The organism is Pseudomonas carassii (assembly GCF_036324045.1).
In the GTDB taxonomy this organism is placed as follows: domain Bacteria; phylum Pseudomonadota; class Gammaproteobacteria; order Pseudomonadales; family Pseudomonadaceae; genus Aquipseudomonas; species Aquipseudomonas peradeniyensis.
Map to the genome: position 1 here is coordinate 112,265 of NZ_JAZDCT010000007.1, position 17,169 is coordinate 129,433.

Here is a 17,169-nt window from a genome sequence, read left to right on the forward strand (position 1 = left end):
ATCGATGCATTGCATAATGTTATATTATAACAATACAATTTCGCCAAGCCGTGTCGACCGAACGGTTGTCTGGAGAGCGTCATGAAATCATCCGGCCTCGCTGCCCTACTGCTGCTCGCAGCCCCCACGCAGCTTCTCGCCATGCCCCACACCGACCTCGCCCTGTGCACCCGCAGCGCGACCTTGCTCGCCTGCCAGGATGGCCAGGGCAACTACTACAGCGTGCGTACCGAAGGCAGCACCTTCTACCTGCGTGGCTACGAAGTGGCAGGCAAGCGCCTGTGGGCTCAGACCAACAGCCGCTACGGCACGCTGACCTTCTTCACCGGGCTGGCCAGCGACGGTGAAGCCTGGGTGGGCTACAGCCGCCGTATCGGCTGGACCACCCTCAACCGTGTCTCCAGCTCCAGCGGTCAACGCTTCAACCTGCACTGCAGCCTTGTCGGCGGTTGCCGCTGACTGCCATCACTTCAGGATTCTTCCATGTCTAGCCTTGCCCTTCCCGACATCGCCGCACAGAGCAGCCAGCAGGCACTGCCGCTGGACTGGGTCGGCATGTGCGGTATCGCCCTGCCGCTGCTGGTCGACGGACGCAGCCTCGGCGCGCACGCCGATGCCGGCGTGAGCCTTGATGACGGCGCAGCCCGGGGCATCCACATGTCACGGTTGTACCTGGCGCTGGAAGCGCTGGAACAGCAAGCCTTGAGCCCACGGCTGATTCGCCGGACGCTCGAGCATTTTCTCGCCAGCCACGAGGGCCTTTCGAACGCCGCCTACCTGCGCTTGGCATTCGATCACCTGCTCAAGCGCCCGGCGCTGATCAGCCCGCTGTCAGGCTGGAAACACTACCCGGTAAGCATCGAAGCCCAACTGAAAGATGAAATGTTCCACGTGGAACTATCGGTGCACATTGCCTACTCCTCGACCTGCCCCTGCTCGGCGGCGCTGGCCAGGCAGCTGATCCAGGCGCAGTTCGACCGGGACTTCGCTGGCCAGTCGCTGGAGCGGGAACGTGTTCGCCAATGGCTTGGCAGCAGCGACGGCATCGTTGCGACACCCCACAGCCAGAGGAGCCTGGCCAAGCTGCAGGTCCGCCTGGACGGCGACGCGTTCAGACTGACTGAGTTGATCGAGACAGCGGAGGCCGCCTTGGGCACGGCCGTACAGACGGCAGTGAAGCGCGCCGACGAGCAGGCCTTTGCCTTGGCCAACGGACAGAACCTGATGTTCTGCGAGGATGCCGCCCGCCGCCTGCATGCGGCCTTGCGAACGCTAACGGGCGTGAGCGGCTTCAGCGTGCGCGTGGAACATGCAGAGAGCCTGCATGCCCATGACGCGGTGGCGGTCAGTCGTTATCGCTGGTGACAGATCAAGTACGCGGTTTGACGGTTCCACAATCATTCCCAAGCCAGACCGCCCGGGTGTTCATGCTGCCCTGCTGCTGGACCCCGGAGGCATTGAAGGTGCCGTTGACCTTGGTCAGGAACTCCCGATCGCTGAGGAAGGTGGCCTGGCCGTTACCCTGGGCCTTGGGGCAACTGAACTGGAACTTCCAGACATTGCCGTTACGCTCGGTGATCTTCTGCGTGCAGCCCGACTGCGGATCCTGCAGCGGAATGTCATTGGTCTTGACCTGCTCCGCGGTCAGGCACGAGCGCACCCCCTTGCCCCCCACCGTGATGCCCTGCTTGGCCAGGGCACCCTCCATCATCGCCCGTTGCTCGGGCGGCAGGTTCTTCAACTGACCGAGCATGAACTCCATGTCCGGCAACGGCTTGCCATCGACCTGCATGTTGCTGGTGGTCAGTTCCCACAGACCGGGTTGCAGCATCTGCGCATGAACCAGTGGGCTACCCAGCCCCAGCACCAGGGCGAGCAGTGGCAGACGAATCTTCATGGATGAAAGCTCCTCGAAATACCGGCTCCGGCCGGACTGAGCCGTTAGACGTCAAAATCGCCTTTGGGTTGCAGGCATACCCTCGAACGTGGTCTGTTAGCAGCAGTGCTCTCGGCAAGCAGGATGCGTATGGATTTCCACAGCCCCTACTTCTTCGGTTACTTGCTCGGCCTGATTCATCTGCTCGGTCTCATCGCCGCGCTGCATGCGGTGTTCACCGTGCGCACCGCCCAGGGTGCGATCGCCTGGGCCATGTCGCTGTTGTTCATCCCTTACCTCACCCTCATCCCCTACCTGGTGTTCGGCGCCCGTTCCTTCTATGCCTATATCCAGGCGCGGCGTCAGGCCAACCAGGAAATGCACGTAGCCATGGCCAACCTGAACTGGCGGCCCTGGGTGGAGGAAGCGCTGACCGCCCGCGAGTCCGACAGCTACGCCGCCCTGCGCGCCATGCCCAAGCTGGGGCGCATGCCGTGCCTGGCCAACAACGAGGTGAAGCTGCTGATCGATGGCGCCGCCACCTTCGAGGCGATCTTCTCGGCCATCCGCATGGCGCGGGACACCGTGCTGGTGCAATTCTTCATCATCCATGACGACGCCCTCGGCCGGGAGTTGCAACAACTGCTGCTGCGCAAGGCCGCCGAAGGCGTAAGGGTGTTCGTGCTGTACGACCGCGTCGGCAGCCATGCCCTGCCGGCCAGCTACAGCCAGGTGCTGCGCGACGGCGGCGTGCAGATCGAGGCGTTCGCCACCCGGCGCGGCTGGTTCAACCGCTTCCAGGTCAACTTCCGCAACCACCGCAAGATCGTCGTGGTCGATGGCCTGCTCGGGTTTCTTGGCGGCCATAACGTAGGAGACGAGTACCTCGGGGCACACCCCAAGCTGTCACCGTGGCGCGACACCCATGTGCAGATCGGCGGCCCGGTGCTGGCCTGCCTGCAAGAGTCCTTCGCCGAGGACTGGTACTGGGCCACGCGCCAGCTGCCGCCACTGATCCTGCCCGACGTCTACCCGGAGAACGGCGTGCTGTGCCAGGCCTTGGCCAGCGGCCCGGCCGATCCACAGGAAACCTGTGCGCTGTTCTTCCTCGAGGCAATTCACTCGGCCACCCGACGGGTATGGATCACCAGCCCCTATTTCATCCCCGACGAAGCCATCTTCGCCGCCCTGCGCCTGGCAGTGCTGCGGGGGGTCGACGTGCGCATCCTGATTCCCTCGCGCCCCGACCACCGCATCGTCTACGCCGCCTCCAGCCTGTTCGCCTTCGAGGCGGTGCGCGCCGGGGTGCGCATGTTCCGCTACCTGCCGGGCTTCCTGCACCAGAAGGTGGTGCTGGTGGACGATGAGGTCAGCGCCATCGGCAGCGCCAACCTCGACAACCGCTCGTTCCGGCTGAACTTCGAGATCACCCTGCTCACCGTGGACCGCGCATTCGCCGACCAGGTCGAACAGATGCTGGAGAATGACTTCGAGCAGGCCCGGGAGATCACCGCGGAGGACAGCCGCGACACCCATCGCCTGCAACAGCTGGGGATGCGCATCGCGCGGCTGATTTCACCGATCCTTTAGCCCGGCGAGCCTTGTCGACACGCCGGGCTAACCGGTCAGCGATAGAGGTCCTCACGCGTCCACGGCAGGTCGTGGTGGCCGTCGGCGTAGGGCTTCACCGCAAGGATCTGGTGCAGGTTGATCCAGCCCTTGGTGAAGGCGTAGGCGCAACCGGCCAGGTACAGGCGCCAGATGCGCAGGGTCTTCTCCGGCACCAGCGCGGCGGCACGGTGCAGCTGGTTCTCCAGGTTCTCGCTCCAGTGATTGAGGGTCTTGCCGTAGTGCAGGCGCAGGCTCTCGATATCGACCACCTCCAGGCCCGCCTCGCAGATCCGCGCCGTGATCATCGAGATATGCGGCAGCTCGCCGTGGGGGAACACGTAACGGTCGATGAAGTCCCCCGCGCCGCGACCGACCGGGCGACCATCGACGTGCTTGGCGGTGATGCCATGGTTCATCACCAGGCCACCTTCCCGCACCGCGCCGAACAGCCGCTGGCAATACAGCTCGAGGTTGGCATGCCCGACGTGTTCGAACATGCCGACGCTGACCGCCTTGTCGAAGCGGCCATCCTGGGGCAGGTCGCGGTAGTCGAGGATCTGCAGGTCGACCTTGTCGGCCAGCCCCTCCTCCTTGACCCGTTGCCGACCGAGCTTCAGCTGCTCCTTGCTCAGGGTGATGCCGAACACCTTGGCGCCGTACTCACGGGCGGCGAATCGCGCCAGCCCGCCCCAGCCGCAACCGACATCCAGCAGATAATCGCCGGCCTGCAGGCGCAGCTTGCGGCACAGGTGGTCGAACTTGTCCTGCTGGGCCTGGGCCAGGGTGTTGTCCGGCTCCTTGAAGTAGGCGCAGGAATAGACCATGTCCGGGTCGAGCCACAGTTGGTAAAAATCGTTGGACAGGTCGTAGTGGTAGGAAATGGCTTCGGCGTCGGTGCGCTTGTCATGGGAAGTGCGCTCCGGCAAGAACTCGTCTTCATCCTTGAGCAAGGCTTCGCTGAGCTCGTCGCAGACCCGGATAACTTCGCCGATATCGCCCTCCAGCTCCAGCTTGCCCTCGACGAAGGCGGAGCCAAGCGCCTCCAGGTTCGGGTGAGTGAGCTGAGCGATCAGCTGGGGTTCCTTGACCAGGATAGTGACCTGCGGGCTCGGCCCCAGGTCGAACTGGTTGCCGTCCCACAGCTTGACGCGCAAAGGTAAGTGCAGGCTCTGCAATGCGGGTGGAAGTTGCGCAAGCATTCATGACCCTCCCTTTCATTGATACGGGACGTCAGGCCTCAAGGTGTCGGACGTCACCGGATCAGGGTAGTTCATTCGTGCGAAGTTTCCGTTAATCGCGACCATAGTCTAGAACTATCTGGTTCGGGCCAATTAACGGATTGTATACAATCTGCATCACTCAGACTAACCTTGTGCCCCTCTTCGCTTCCTCACACTCTCGGAGTAACGAAACCCATGAAATCCTATGACGTGGTGATCATCGGCGGCGGCCCCGGCGGCTACAACGCAGCGATCCGTGCCGGCCAGCTAGGCCTGAGCGTGGCCTGTGTCGAGGGTCGCTCGACCCTGGGCGGCACCTGCCTGAACGTCGGCTGCATGCCTTCCAAGGCGCTGCTGCATGCGTCCGAGCTGTACGAGGCGGCCAGCGGCGAGGAGTTCGCCCTCCTGGGGATCGAGGTCAAGCCGACCCTCAACCTGGGCCAGATGATGAAGCAGAAAGACGAAAGCGTGACTGGCCTGACCAAGGGCATCGAGTACCTGTTCCGCAAGAACAAGGTCGACTGGGTCAAGGGCTGGGGCCGCCTGGACGGCGCCGGCAAGGTGCTGGTCAAAGCCGAGGACGGCAGCGAAACCACCCTTCAGGCCAAGGACATTGTCATCGCCACCGGTTCCGAACCCACGCCGCTGCCCGGCGTGACCATCGACAACCAGCGCATCATCGATTCCACCGGCGCCCTGTCGCTGCCCCAGGTGCCCAAGCACCTGATTGTGATCGGCGCCGGAGTGATCGGCCTGGAGCTGGGTTCGGTGTGGCGTCGCCTGGGTGCCGAAGTGACGGTGATCGAATACCTTGATCGCATCTGCCCAGGCACTGATGAGGAAACCGCCAAGACCCTGCAGAAGGCCCTGGCCAAGCAAGGCATGACCTTCAAGCTCGGCAGCAAGGTGACCCAGGCCACATCCAGCGCCGACGGCGTCAGCCTGACCCTGGAGCCCGCCGCCGGTGGCAATGCCGAAACCCTGCAGGCCGACTACGTGCTGGTGGCCATCGGTCGCCGTCCCTATACCAAGGGCCTGAACCTGGAAAGCGTGGGGCTGGAAACCGACAAGCGCGGCATGCTCGCCAACGACCATCACCGTAGCGCGGTCCCGGGCATCTGGGTGATCGGCGACGTCACCTCCGGCCCGATGCTGGCGCACAAGGCCGAGGACGAAGCGGTGGCATGCATCGAGCGCATCGCCGGCAAGCCTCACGAGGTCAACTACAACCTGATCCCGGGCGTCATCTATACCCGCCCGGAACTGGCCAGTGTCGGCAAGACCGAGGAGCAGCTCAAGGCCGAAGGCCGTGCCTACAAGGTCGGCAAATTCCCCTTCACCGCCAACAGCCGGGCCAAGATCAACCATGAGACCGAAGGCTTCGCCAAGGTCATCGCCGACGCCGTCACCGACGAGGTGCTGGGCGTGCACCTGGTGGGCCCGAGCGTGAGCGAGATGATCGGCGAGTTCTGCGTGGCCATGGAATTCTCGGCCTCGGCCGAGGACATCGCCCTCACCTGCCACCCGCACCCGACCCGCTCCGAGGCCCTGCGCCAGGCGGCAATGAATGTGGATGGGAAAGCGATGCAGATCTGAGTGAGCACCTTGTAGCAAAACGCTGTGGGAGCGGGCTTGGCCCGCTCCCACAAGTGCCAGGCCTAGCCGTGGGCCAGTTGTTTATCCACACCCTCACGGAACCGCGACGCCAGGAATGGCGTGATATCCAGCGGCAACGCCTCATTGTGGACAACCTTGTCCAACAGCACACCGGTAATTGCCGACGTGAGGATCCCGGTACGGAAATGTCCACAGGCATTGAAGTAGCCCTGCACATTATCCACAGGCCCGAGAATCGGCAGCTCGTCCGGTGACCCCGGGCGCAGTCCGGCCCAGGTGCGCTTGAGGTTCACCTGCGCCAGCTGCGGCACGCAGCGGATCGCGCCCTGCACCAGGCCGCTGATTTCCGGGAAGGTGTTGCTGACATCGAAGCCCTTCTCTTCGGTGGTGCTGCCGATCAGGATCTCGCCATTGTCCTTCTGCGCCATGTAGCAATCGCTGGTGGTGATGCAGCCATCGAGCAGCTTGGGCAGGCGCTCGGTCAGTACGATCTGGCCCTTCACCGGCTTGACCGGAATGCTCTCCCCGGTCGCCCACTCGCTCAGCTCCGCGGCCCAGGCGCCAGCGGCATTGATCAAGGTGGCGCAATGGAACTCACCGGCCTCGGCGGTGCGTACGCCCTTGATCCGCGAGCCTTCATGCAGCACGCCGGTGATGTTCACGTTCGGGTACAGGTCGACACCGTTCTGCCGCGCCGCCTCCATGTAGGCATCGCCCAGGCGGAACGGGCTGACCTGATGGTCGCAGAGAAACTCCAGCGCGCCATTGGCCTTGAGCGTCACCGCCGGCTCCGAGGCCCGCAGCGCGTCGCGATCGAGCCAGCGTACCTGATCGGCCAGGTGCGGGATCTGCTTGACGATGTGCTCGGCGTACAGCTGGTCTTCTTCATCCTGGATGATGTACTTGAGCCCTGTGCGTTCGAACTTGAAGTCCATGCCGTGGCGCTCGATCAGCTCCTGGTGCAGCTGTGGATAAAGCGCGTTGGACTGCAGGGCGAAGTCGAAGAAACACTCCGGCAGGATGTGTGGCGTGCTCGAGTCGACCACCACCGCCGCGCCATTGGCCTCACGCTTGTTGCGCGAGGACATCATGCGAAAGAAGATCACCCCGCAGCCCAGCCCCACCGACTCGCCGATGGCCCACAGGCCGCCGGCCGAGGCGCGGGTGGCGTTGCCCGGGCGCTTGCAGTCGATCAGGGCGATCTTCAGGTTGTGCCGCTTGGACAGCTGGTAGGCACAGGACGCGCCGATCACACCGCCACCGGCAATGATGATGTCGTAATGCTTGTTCATGCTCAGGCCTCCGTGCCGAGTTGTTCGAATGCGGAAAACGGGATCGGGTCCACCGGGAAGCGCGGACGCAGCCAGCCCACGTCCGGGCGTCCGGTGGCGCTGCGCAGGCGGTCGCTGCAGTAGCCGACGCACATGCGCCCCTGGCAGTCGCCCATGCTTACCCGGGTACGCATCTTCAGGCTGGCCATGTCCTCCACACCCTGCTCCAGGGCCAGGTCGATCTGGTCGCGGGTGATGTTTTCGCAACGGCAGATCACCGTGTCGGCCTGGGGCAGCTGGATCTGTGCCGCGCCGCGTGCGGTGTAGCGTTCCACCCCGGAGCGGAAGCGCTTGATCGCCGCCAGCTTGCCGAGGAAACGCTCACGGCGCTCGATCGCCTGCTCGGCATCGAGCTTGCCCATCTGCTGCAGCATCGACACCGCGGCGATACGCCCGGTGAGCATCGCCGCCTCGCCACCGCGAATACCGGCCATGTCGCCGGCCAGGTGAATGTTCGGCTGGCTGCTCTGCTGCCACACGTTGCACTCGGCGCGCAGGTAGCCGTCCTCGCTGAAGCCATGGGCCAGGCCCAGTTGCTGGCTGAGCTGGGTCCGTGGAATGAAGCCGTAGCCCACCGCCAGGGTGCGCACCTGCTCGCGCTGGATACGGGTCATGTCCGGCTGCCAATCCTGGGTGTAGGGGGCGACTTGGACCTCCTGCAACTCACCGTCACCCGTGGCGCCCACCACGCCCCAGCCGTAATGCATGGGGATGCCGTTGAGCTTCATGTAGGCCAGCATGCTCAGGCCGTCGAGGAACAGCTGCGGCTTGTTCATCAACGCCAGGCTTTCCTTGGCGATACGGTTGAACGAGCAGGCTTCGTACACGCCGGCCACCTTGGCGCCGGCGGCGTGCAGCTGGCAAGCGACCAGCGGCAGCAACGGCCCGGTACCGGCAATCAGCGTGCTGCCCAGTGGCTTGACCACGCCGCTCTTGATCTGCAGCTGCAAGCCGCCGAGCAGGATCACACCGGGCAAGGTCCAGCCGGGGAACGGCACGTTGCGCTCGTGACAACCGGCGGCCAGCAGCAGGTGCGAGTAGTCGATCTCGTGCAGCTGTTCGTCCCCGTCGAGGACCATCAGCCGTTGATCGTCCCCACCCACCACGCGATGGTTCAGGCGCAGGTCGATGCGCTCGGCGCAGGCGGCGAAGTCTTCATGCAGCTTGGTCAGGGCCTTGGTGTAGCGCGGCCCCAGGTAGCCAAGGTCGACACCCGCGCGTAGCGGGCCACGATAGACCACGCCACCGGGGCGCGAGGCCTCGTCGAACAGCAGGCAATCCACGCCATGTTCAGCCAGTTCGATGGCGGCGCCCATGCCGGCCGAACCGCCACCGACGATTACGGGACGAAGGCTCATGGGTGGGCCTCCTCTTGCACGCGATTGACCTCGGTCTCGATGCTCATGCCCGGTTTGACGATGGTCTGGCAGGCGCGACGCTTGGGACGCCCGTCGATCTGCACCAGGCAGCAATGGCAGACGCCCATGCCGCAGTAGGCACCGCTGAGCTGGCCATGATCGTTACGCGCCAGCTGGCGCAGGCCAACGGCGTTGAGCACGCTGAGTACGGTTTCGCCGGCACTGGCGACCGCGGGCAGGCCATTGACCAGCAGGGTCATTTCAGCGCCTTCCAATGGCTGGATATCGTGCTTTCGTTGCAGCGTCTGCATTTCCTGTCGTCCTTGATGACTGATGGGTCGGGCGACGTTAGGGCAAACAACGAGGGAAAACATTGATCCATGCCAGAGGCAGGATTAGGAAACGTCCTACAACGACGAACGTGCAACAGTGATCACAACCGGGAAGACTCAGGTCGGACAGTTGAGCTTGTCGGGATTGATATCGACACTGAACAAGAACGCGTTGTCATAGCCCGTATAGAAATGTTCCTGGCGGAACTTGAACCTGCGCATCGCCTCGAGAAACTCCGGCTCCTTGCAGGCCAGGCGCTCCAACCCCGCGCGCACGCGCGCCTCCATCTTCGATTTGCGCTCCCACGGCAGGCTGCTGGAGGCCATGTCGACCTGATAGCGGTAGGCGATCGTGTCGCCGGAGATGATATCGATCCTTTCCAGCCGGGTCAGTGCGTCGACCTGCCTGGGTAGGGTGCTGTTCAGATGAAGCACGTTCTCGACCCACTGGGCTCGCTGCGCAACCCGCTGCTCCTCGGCTTTGAGCGCGTAAAAACGCCCAGCCAGCATGAGCACGAGGGTTGCGCCAATGGACAGGTAGAAGTTGCGCAGGCTGCGCGGCTTTTTTGGTGCCAGTTTCATCAACATCAGGTTTTCTCTTCCTGAAAACGATAACGCCCCTGGCGGACCAGGGGCGATCGGAAGCCTTGCTTCGACAGCAGTGGCGTTATTCCACCGTCACCGACTTGGCCAGGTTACGCGGCTGGTCGACGTCGGTGCCCTTGAGCACGGCGACGTAGTACGACAGCAGTTGCAGCGGAATGGTGTAGAGGATCGGCGCCAGCGCATCGTTGATGTGCGGCACGTTGATCACATGGGTGCCCTCGCCGTTGCTCATGCCGGCCTGCTCGTCGGCGAACACCACCAGCTCGCCGCCACGGGCGCGCACTTCCTGCAGGTTCGACTTGAGCTTCTCCAGCAGTTCGTTGTTCGGTGCCACGGTCACCACCGGCATGTCGCTGTCCACCAGCGCCAGCGGGCCATGCTTGAGTTCACCGGCCGGATAGGCCTCGGCGTGGATGTAGGAGATCTCCTTGAGCTTGAGCGCGCCTTCCATCGCCACCGGGTACTGGGCACCGCGGCCAAGGAACAGGGTGTGGTGCTTGTCGGCGAACAGCTCGGCGATCTTCTCGACCACGCCATCCATCGCCAGCGCTTCGCTCAGGCGGGCCGGCAGGCGGCGCAGCTCGTCCACCAGCTCGGCTTCGACACCGGCCTCGAGGCTGCCGCGCACCTGGCCGAGGGCCAGGGTCAGCAGCATCAGCGACACCAGCTGGGTAGTGAAGGCCTTGGTAGAGGCGACGCCGATCTCCGGCCCGGCCAATGTCAGCAGGGTCAGGTCGGATTCGCGCACCAGCGAGCTGATGCCCTTGTTGCAGATCGCCAGGCTGCCGAGGAAACCCAGCTCCTTGGCATTGCGCAGGGCCGCCAGGGTGTCGGCGGTTTCGCCGGACTGCGAGATGGAGACGAACAGGGTGTCCGGCTGCACCACTACCTTGCGATACCGGAACTCGCTGGCCACTTCCACCTGGCAAGGAATGCCGGCCAGGCTTTCCAGCCAATAGCGGGCGACCATGCCGGCGTGGTAGCTGGTGCCGCAGGCAACGATCTGCACGTTGCGCACCTTGGCGAACAGCTCGGCGGCCTGTGGGCCGAAGGCCTGGACCATCACGTGGTCCTTGCCCAGGCGCCCTTCCAGGGTACGTTGCACCACGGTGGGCTGCTCGTGGATTTCCTTGAGCATGAAGTGGCGGTAGTTGCCCTTCTCGGCGGCTTCGGCACCTTCGTGGTACTGCACCGTCTCACGCAGGACCGGATGACCGGCCTGATCCCAGATCTGCACCTGGTCACGGCGGATCTCGGCGATGTCGCCTTCTTCCAGGTACATGAAGCGGTCGGTGACCTGACGCAGGGCCAGTTGGTCGGAGGCCAGGAAGTTTTCGCCGAGGCCAAGGCCGATCACCAGCGGGCTGCCGCTGCGGGCGGCGACCAGGCGATCCGGCTGGCTGGCGCTGATCACCGCCAGGCCATAGGCGCCGTGCAGGCGCTTGACCGCGGCCTTGAGCGCGTCGGCCAGGTCGGGAATGTCCTTGAGCAGGTGGTGGATCAGGTGGACGATGACTTCGGTGTCGGTCTGCGAGACAAAGGCATAGCCCAGGCCCTTGAGCTCTTCACGCAGCTCTTCGTGGTTCTCGATGATGCCGTTGTGCACCACCGCCACGTCGTGTCCGGAGAAATGCGGGTGGGCATTGGTCTCGGTCGGCGCGCCATGGGTCGCCCAGCGAGTATGGGCAATGCCCAGCTGGCCAGCCAGCGGGTCGGCGGTCACGGCGCCTTCCAGTTCGCTGACCTTGCCGATGCGGCGGCGACGCTCGAGCGTACCTTGCTGGGTCAGGACGGCCAGGCCGGCGCTGTCATAACCACGGTATTCCAGGCGCTTGAGGCCTTCGATGAGGATGGCTGTGATATTGCGCTCGGCAACGGCACCAACGATTCCACACATAAGATGTTGCTCCTAGCTGATAGCGGCGCAGATTAGGGTGATGCCGCGGGCTTGAATCCGGTCGCGTGCCTCGGCGGGCAGGCGATCATCAGTAATCAGGGTGTTGACGCTGCCCCAGGGCAGCTCGAGGTTGGGGATCTTGCGACCGACCTTGTCCGACTCGACCATGACGATCACCTCGCGCGCCACCTCGGCCATGACCCGGCTCAAGCCCAGCAGCTCGTTGAAGGTGGTGGTGCCACGCTCCAGGTCGATGCCGTCGGCACCGATGAAGAGCTGGTCGAAGTCGTATGAGCGTAGTACCTGCTCGGCCACCTGGCCCTGAAACGACTCCGAATGCGGATCCCAGGTGCCCCCGGTCATCAGCAGCACAGGCTCATGCTCCTGCTCGCTGATGGCGCGGGCCACGTTGAGCGAATTGGTCATCACCACCAGGCCTGGCTGGCGCCCGAGCTGCGGAATCATCGCCGCCGTGGTGCTGCCGCTGTCGATGATGATCCGCGCATGCTCGCGGATGCGTCCGACCGCCGCCCGGGCGATGGCCTGCTTGTACAGGGACACCGGCTGGACTGCATCGCCCAGCAATTCCTGGGGCATGGTCACCGCGCCACCGTAGCGGCGCAGCAGCAGGCCGTTGGCCTCCAAGGCGGCGAGGTCCTTGCGGATGGTCACTTCGGAAGTTTCGAAACGCTTGGCCAGGGCGTCGACGCTCACCTCGCCCTGCTCGTTGAGCAAGGCCAGGATGTTGTGGCGGCGCTGGGGAGTGTTTCGTTTCGACATGTCGGTTTAAGTTTCGATTCGAAAGATAAGTGGTGCAATCAAAACCTAAGATGAACGATTCGTCAAGTTGCCGCTGAGCTGTGGATAGTTTTTCCCTGCCCTGACGCGGTCCCTGTAGGAGCGGCCTTGTGTCGCGAAAGGGCTGCAAAGCAGCCCCAGGATCTCAGCGCCAAGGCAGAAATAGCCGGGGCCGCTTTGCGGCCCTTTCGCGACACAAGGCCGCTCCTACAGGGACCGCGATACGGCACCCAATAAAAAGCCGGCTTATTCACATAAGCCGGCTTTCGATCGAAAGTGCTGTGGATAACTCAGCTCTTCTTGATCTTCTCCGGCCGCTTCCAGCCTTCGATGTTGCGCTGGCGCGCACGGGCCACGCCCAACTGCCCGGCTTCAACCGTCTGAGTGATGGTCGAGCCCGCCGCGGTAGTCGCCCCCGCCTGGATTTCCACAGGTGCCACCAGCGAGTTGTTGGAGCCGATGAACACGTCCTCGCCCATCACGGTGCGGAACTTGTTGGCGCCGTCGTAGTTGCAGGTGATGGTGCCGGCACCGATATTGGTACGGGCACCGATCTCGGCATCGCCCAGGTAGGTCAGGTGACCGGCCTTGGCGCCCTCGCCCAGGTGCGCGTTCTTCAGCTCGACGAAGTTACCCACATGGGCGCGGGCTTCCAGGACACTGCCCGGACGCAGACGGGCGAACGGACCAGCATCGCTGCCCTCGCCCAGCACCGCGCCTTCAAGGTGGCTGTTGGCCTTGACCACCACGCCCTTGCGCAGGGTGCTGTCCTTGATCACGCAGTTGGGGCCGATCTGCACGTCGTCCTCGATCACCACCTTGCCTTCGAGAATGACGTTGATGTCGATCAGCACGTCGCGGCCGACCGTCACCTCGCCACGCACATCGAAGCGCGCCGGATCACGCAGCGTGACGCCCTGGGCCATCAGGCGGCGGCCTTCACGCAGTTGATAGTGACGCTCGAGCTCCGCCAGCTGGCGGCGGTCGTTGGCGCCCTGCACTTCCATCGGGTCATGGGGCTGCTCGGTGGCGACCACCAGACCATCGGTCACGGCCATGGCGATCACGTCGGTGAGGTAGTACTCGCCCTGGGCATTGTTGTTGGACAACCGGCCCATCCAGTCGGCCAGGCGTGCGGCAGGCATGGCGAGGATGCCGGTGTTGCCTTCCTTGATTGCCTTCTGTGCTTCGCTGGCGTCCTTGTGCTCGACGATCGCGGTCACGTTACCCGCTGCGTCTCGCACGATGCGCCCGTAACCGGTCGGGTCCTGCAAGGTCACGGTGAGCAGCCCCAGCTGCTGCTCGCTGACCTTGGCCAGCAGGCGCTGCAGGGTTTCCACCTCGATCAGCGGCACGTCGCCGTAGAGCACCAGCACGGTATCGGCGGTGATCGCCGGCAACGCCTGGGCCACGGCATGGCCGGTGCCCAGTTGCTTGTCCTGCATGACGAAGTTCAGATCGTCGGCTGCCAGGCGCTCACGAACCAGCTCCGCGCCATGGCCAATAACCACGTGAATACCTTTGGGCTGCAACTGGCGTGCGCTGTGGATAACGTGGCCGAGCATGGAGTTGCCGGCGACCGGGTGCAGGACCTTCGGCAGCGCGGAGCGCATGCGGGTGCCTTGGCCTGCGGCGAGAATGACGATATCGAGGGACATTGACTGGCTACCAATCCTGGGCGGTCAGGGACGTGACCGAAGGGGAATTCAGAAAAAGAAAAAGGGTAGCCGAGGCTACCCTTTAACTCAATCGCAACGGCGGTAAGCGGCCAAGGCCGGATTACTTGCCTTTGCGCAATTGCTGGACAGTACGCAGCTGAGCTGCAGCCTCGGCCAGACGTGCGGCAGCAGCGCCGTAGTCGAAGTCCGAGCCTTTAGTGTTCAGCGCGTTCTCGGCAGCCTTGAGGGCTTCCTGAGCCTGAGCTTCGTCCAGGTCGGCAGCGCGCTGCACGGTGTCGGCAAGAACCTTGACCATGTTCGGCTGCACTTCGAGGAAGCCACCGGAGATGTAGTACACCTCTTGAGTGCCACCCTGCTTGGTCAGCGTGATCGGACCAGGCTTGAGATTGGTGATCAGCGGCGCGTGGCCTGGAGCGATACCCAGATCGCCCAGGTTGCCGTGCGCTACTACCATCTCGACCAGGCCGGAGAAGATCTCTCCTTCCGCGCTGACGATGTCGCAATGGACTGTCATAGCCATCTGCTTGCCTCAACCTGATTAGCGCCCCTTGCGGGGCGCCGGGATTACAGTTTCTTGGCTTTCTCGATCGCTTCGTCGATGCTGCCGACCATGTAGAACGCTTGTTCTGGCAGGTGGTCGTAGTCACCTTTGAGGATACCGCTGAAGCCAGCGATGGTGTCCTTGAGCGAAACGTACTTGCCTGGCGAGCCGGTGAAGACTTCGGCCACGAAGAACGGCTGCGACAGGAAGCGCTGGATCTTACGAGCGCGGGCAACCAGTTGCTTGTCGGCTTCGGACAGTTCGTCCATACCCAGGATCGCGATGATGTCCTTCAGCTCTTTGTAGCGCTGCAGAACATACTGAACGCCACGAGCGGTCTCGTAGTGCTCGGTGCCGATCACGTTCGGGTCCAGCTGGCGCGAAGTCGAGTCCAGTGGGTCAACCGCTGGGTAGATACCCAGGGAAGCGATGTCACGGGACAGAACGACGGTGGCGTCCAAGTGGGCGAAGGTGGTCGCTGGCGACGGGTCGGTCAGGTCGTCCGCAGGTACGTATACGGCCTGTACGGAGGTGATCGAACCTTCTTTGGTCGAAGTGATACGCTCTTGCAGAACGCCCATCTCTTCGGCCAGGGTCGGCTGGTAACCTACTGCCGAAGGCATACGGCCCAGCAGTGCGGATACTTCGGTACCGGCCAGGGTGTAACGATAGATGTTGTCGACGAACAGCAGAACGTCGTTACCTTCGTCACGGAACTTCTCAGCCATGGTCAGGCCGGTCAGCGCTACGCGCAGACGGTTTCCTGGTGGCTCGTTCATCTGACCGTAGACCAGCGCTACCTTGTCGAGAACGTTGGAGTCCTTCATCTCGTGGTAGAAGTCGTTACCCTCACGAGTACGCTCACCCACACCAGCGAACACGGAGTAACCGCTGTGTTCCATGGCGATGTTACGGATCAGTTCCATCATGTTAACGGTCTTGCCGACGCCGGCACCACCGAACAGACCAACCTTACCACCCTTGGCGAACGGGCAGACCAGGTCGATAACCTTGATACCGGTTTCCAGCAGGTCGTTGCCGCCAGCCTGGTCAGAGAACGAAGGCGCTGGCTGGTGGATACCGCGACGCTCTTCTTCGCCGATTGGACCAGCTTCGTCGATCGGGTTGCCCAGGACGTCCATGATACGGCCCAGGGTTGCCTTGCCGACAGGTACCGAGATGGCAGCCTTGGTGTCGACGACATCCAGACCGCGCTTCAGACCTTCGGTCGAGCCCATCGCAATGGTACGAACCACGCCGTCGCCCAGCTGCTGCTGAACTTCCAGGGTGGTTTCCGCGCCTTGTACTTTCAGCGCGTTGTAAACACTCGGCACGGCATCACGTGGGAATTCCACGTCGATGACGGCGCCGATGATTTGAACGATACGTCCGCTACTCATAGCTGGATCCTCTGAATTTTTGAACCGTTAAACCGCGGCAGCGCCGCCGACGATTTCCGAGATCTCCTGGGTGATCGCAGCCTGACGCGCCTTGTTGTAGATCAACTGAAGCTCTTTGATCAAATCACCGGCGTTGTCTGTGGCGTTCTTCATGGCGATCATCCGGGCCGCTTGTTCAGCAGCGTTGTTCTCGACCACCGCCTGGTAGACCTGCGACTCCACGTAACGCACCATCAAGCCGTCCAGCAGCTCTTTTGCGTCGGGTTCGTACAGGTAGTCCCAGTGGTGCTTGAGTTCCTGATCCGGGGTTGCCACCAACGGTACCAATTGCTCGACCGTCGGTTTTTGGGTCATGGTGTTGATGAACTTGTTCGAAACCACCGAGAGGCGATCGATGCGGCCGTCCAGGTAGGCGTCCAGCATCACCTTGACGGAGCCGATCAGATCATTGATCGATGGCTCTTCGCCCAGGTGGCTGATCGCGGCTACGACGTTGCCGCCAAAGATGCGGAAGAAAGTCGCACCCTTGCTGCCGATCACGCACAGGTCGATTTCAACGCCCTGTTCGCGGTTTTCGTTCATGTCCTTGACCAGGGCCTTGAACAGGTTGGTGTTCAAGCCACCGCACAGACCACGGTCACTGCTCACCACGATATAACCGGCGCGCTTTACAGGGCGCTCGATCATGAACGGGTGGCGGTATTCCGGGTTGGCGTTGGCCAGATGACCGATCACCTGGCGGATACGCTCCGCGTAAGGACGGCTAGCAGCCATGCGCATTTGTGCCTTGCGCATTTTGCTGACCGCCACTTTCTCCATGGCGCTGGTAATTTTTTGCGTGCTTTTGATGCTCGCAATCTTACTGCGAATCTCTTTTGCGCCTGCCATGTATCACCTATCAGG

16 protein-coding genes are annotated in these 17,169 nt (G+C 63.0%); 4 read left to right on the plus strand and 12 right to left on the minus strand.

Annotation, left to right across the window (positions count from 1 at the left end; all coding sequences use genetic code 11):
- The first annotated feature begins 81 nt into the window (after nt 1–81).
- Both V0R62_RS07635 and folE2 read left to right on the plus strand, forming a co-directional pair.
- Complete coding sequence (locus tag V0R62_RS07635) at nt 82–459, plus strand: glutamine synthetase (protein ID WP_186732159.1); 378 nt, start codon at nt 82–84, stop codon at nt 457–459.
- Nucleotides 460–483: 24 nt separating this feature from the next.
- Entirely contained in the window at nt 484–1,365 is an 882-nt protein-coding gene (gene folE2 / locus V0R62_RS07640; protein ID WP_330103317.1) for a GTP cyclohydrolase FolE2, read from the plus strand.
- 4 nt (nt 1,366–1,369) lie between these two features.
- Here the strand turns inward: folE2 and V0R62_RS07645 are convergent, their stop codons facing one another.
- Nucleotides 1,370–1,897 (minus strand): DUF3617 domain-containing protein, encoded by a 528-nt coding sequence (locus tag V0R62_RS07645; RefSeq protein WP_186732157.1) that lies wholly within the window; start codon nt 1,895–1,897, stop codon nt 1,370–1,372.
- Between the two features lie 129 nt (nt 1,898–2,026).
- Here V0R62_RS07645 and cls point away from each other — a divergent pair, with 129 nt between their 5' ends.
- Nucleotides 2,027–3,466 (plus strand): cardiolipin synthase, encoded by a 1,440-nt coding sequence (gene cls / locus V0R62_RS07650; RefSeq protein WP_186712256.1) that lies wholly within the window; start codon nt 2,027–2,029, stop codon nt 3,464–3,466.
- A gap of 35 nt (nt 3,467–3,501) precedes the next feature.
- Here the strand turns inward: cls and cfaB are convergent, their stop codons facing one another.
- Entirely contained in the window at nt 3,502–4,686 is a 1,185-nt protein-coding gene (gene cfaB, locus V0R62_RS07655; protein WP_330103318.1) for a C17 cyclopropane fatty acid synthase CfaB, read from the minus strand.
- 216 nt (nt 4,687–4,902) lie between these two features.
- Between cfaB and lpdA the strand changes: the two genes are divergently transcribed.
- A complete protein-coding gene (lpdA, locus tag V0R62_RS07660) occupies nt 4,903–6,303 on the plus strand; it encodes a dihydrolipoyl dehydrogenase (RefSeq protein WP_330103319.1) in 1,401 nt (466 codons plus the stop codon).
- 62 nt (nt 6,304–6,365) lie between these two features.
- On the opposite strand, the gene hcnC is transcribed toward lpdA, so the two are convergent.
- The 10 genes from hcnC to atpG form a co-directional block, all read right to left on the minus strand.
- A complete protein-coding gene (gene hcnC / locus V0R62_RS07665) occupies nt 6,366–7,616 on the minus strand; it encodes a cyanide-forming glycine dehydrogenase subunit HcnC (protein WP_096049068.1) in 1,251 nt (416 codons plus the stop codon).
- A gap of 2 nt (nt 7,617–7,618) precedes the next feature.
- Nucleotides 7,619–9,013 (minus strand): cyanide-forming glycine dehydrogenase subunit HcnB, encoded by a 1,395-nt coding sequence (hcnB, locus tag V0R62_RS07670; RefSeq protein WP_330103320.1) that lies wholly within the window; start codon nt 9,011–9,013, stop codon nt 7,619–7,621.
- Nucleotides 9,010–9,324: a cyanide-forming glycine dehydrogenase subunit HcnA gene (gene hcnA / locus V0R62_RS07675; protein ID WP_050707591.1), complete on the minus strand. Its 315-nt coding sequence runs from the start codon at nt 9,322–9,324 to the stop codon at nt 9,010–9,012. The genes hcnB and hcnA overlap by 4 nt, the downstream gene beginning before the upstream one ends.
- Nucleotides 9,325–9,462: 138 nt before the next feature.
- Nucleotides 9,463–9,933 (minus strand): hypothetical protein, encoded by a 471-nt coding sequence (locus V0R62_RS07680; protein ID WP_330103321.1) that lies wholly within the window; start codon nt 9,931–9,933, stop codon nt 9,463–9,465.
- Between the two features lie 79 nt (nt 9,934–10,012).
- Nucleotides 10,013–11,848, minus strand: a complete 1,836-nt coding sequence (glmS, locus tag V0R62_RS07685; RefSeq protein WP_330103322.1) for a glutamine--fructose-6-phosphate transaminase (isomerizing) — start codon at nt 11,846–11,848, stop codon at nt 10,013–10,015.
- A gap of 12 nt (nt 11,849–11,860) precedes the next feature.
- Nucleotides 11,861–12,628 carry a DeoR/GlpR family DNA-binding transcription regulator gene (locus tag V0R62_RS07690; protein ID WP_050707595.1) on the minus strand — a complete coding sequence of 256 codons (768 nt, stop codon included), beginning with the start codon at nt 12,626–12,628 and terminating at the stop codon, nt 11,861–11,863.
- A 308-nt stretch (nt 12,629–12,936) separates the two neighbouring features.
- Nucleotides 12,937–14,304: a bifunctional UDP-N-acetylglucosamine diphosphorylase/glucosamine-1-phosphate N-acetyltransferase GlmU gene (gene glmU, locus V0R62_RS07695; protein WP_330103323.1), complete on the minus strand. Its 1,368-nt coding sequence runs from the start codon at nt 14,302–14,304 to the stop codon at nt 12,937–12,939.
- Nucleotides 14,305–14,425: 121 nt separating this feature from the next.
- On the minus strand, nt 14,426–14,845 hold the full coding sequence (locus V0R62_RS07700; RefSeq protein ID WP_028690018.1) for a F0F1 ATP synthase subunit epsilon: 420 nt from the start codon (nt 14,843–14,845) through the stop codon (nt 14,426–14,428).
- Between the two features lie 44 nt (nt 14,846–14,889).
- Nucleotides 14,890–16,266, minus strand: a complete 1,377-nt coding sequence (gene atpD / locus V0R62_RS07705; RefSeq protein ID WP_028690019.1) for a F0F1 ATP synthase subunit beta — start codon at nt 16,264–16,266, stop codon at nt 14,890–14,892.
- 27 nt (nt 16,267–16,293) lie between these two features.
- Nucleotides 16,294–17,154 carry a F0F1 ATP synthase subunit gamma gene (atpG, locus tag V0R62_RS07710; protein WP_028690020.1) on the minus strand — a complete coding sequence of 287 codons (861 nt, stop codon included), beginning with the start codon at nt 17,152–17,154 and terminating at the stop codon, nt 16,294–16,296.
- Between the last annotated feature and the right edge of the window lie 15 nt (nt 17,155–17,169).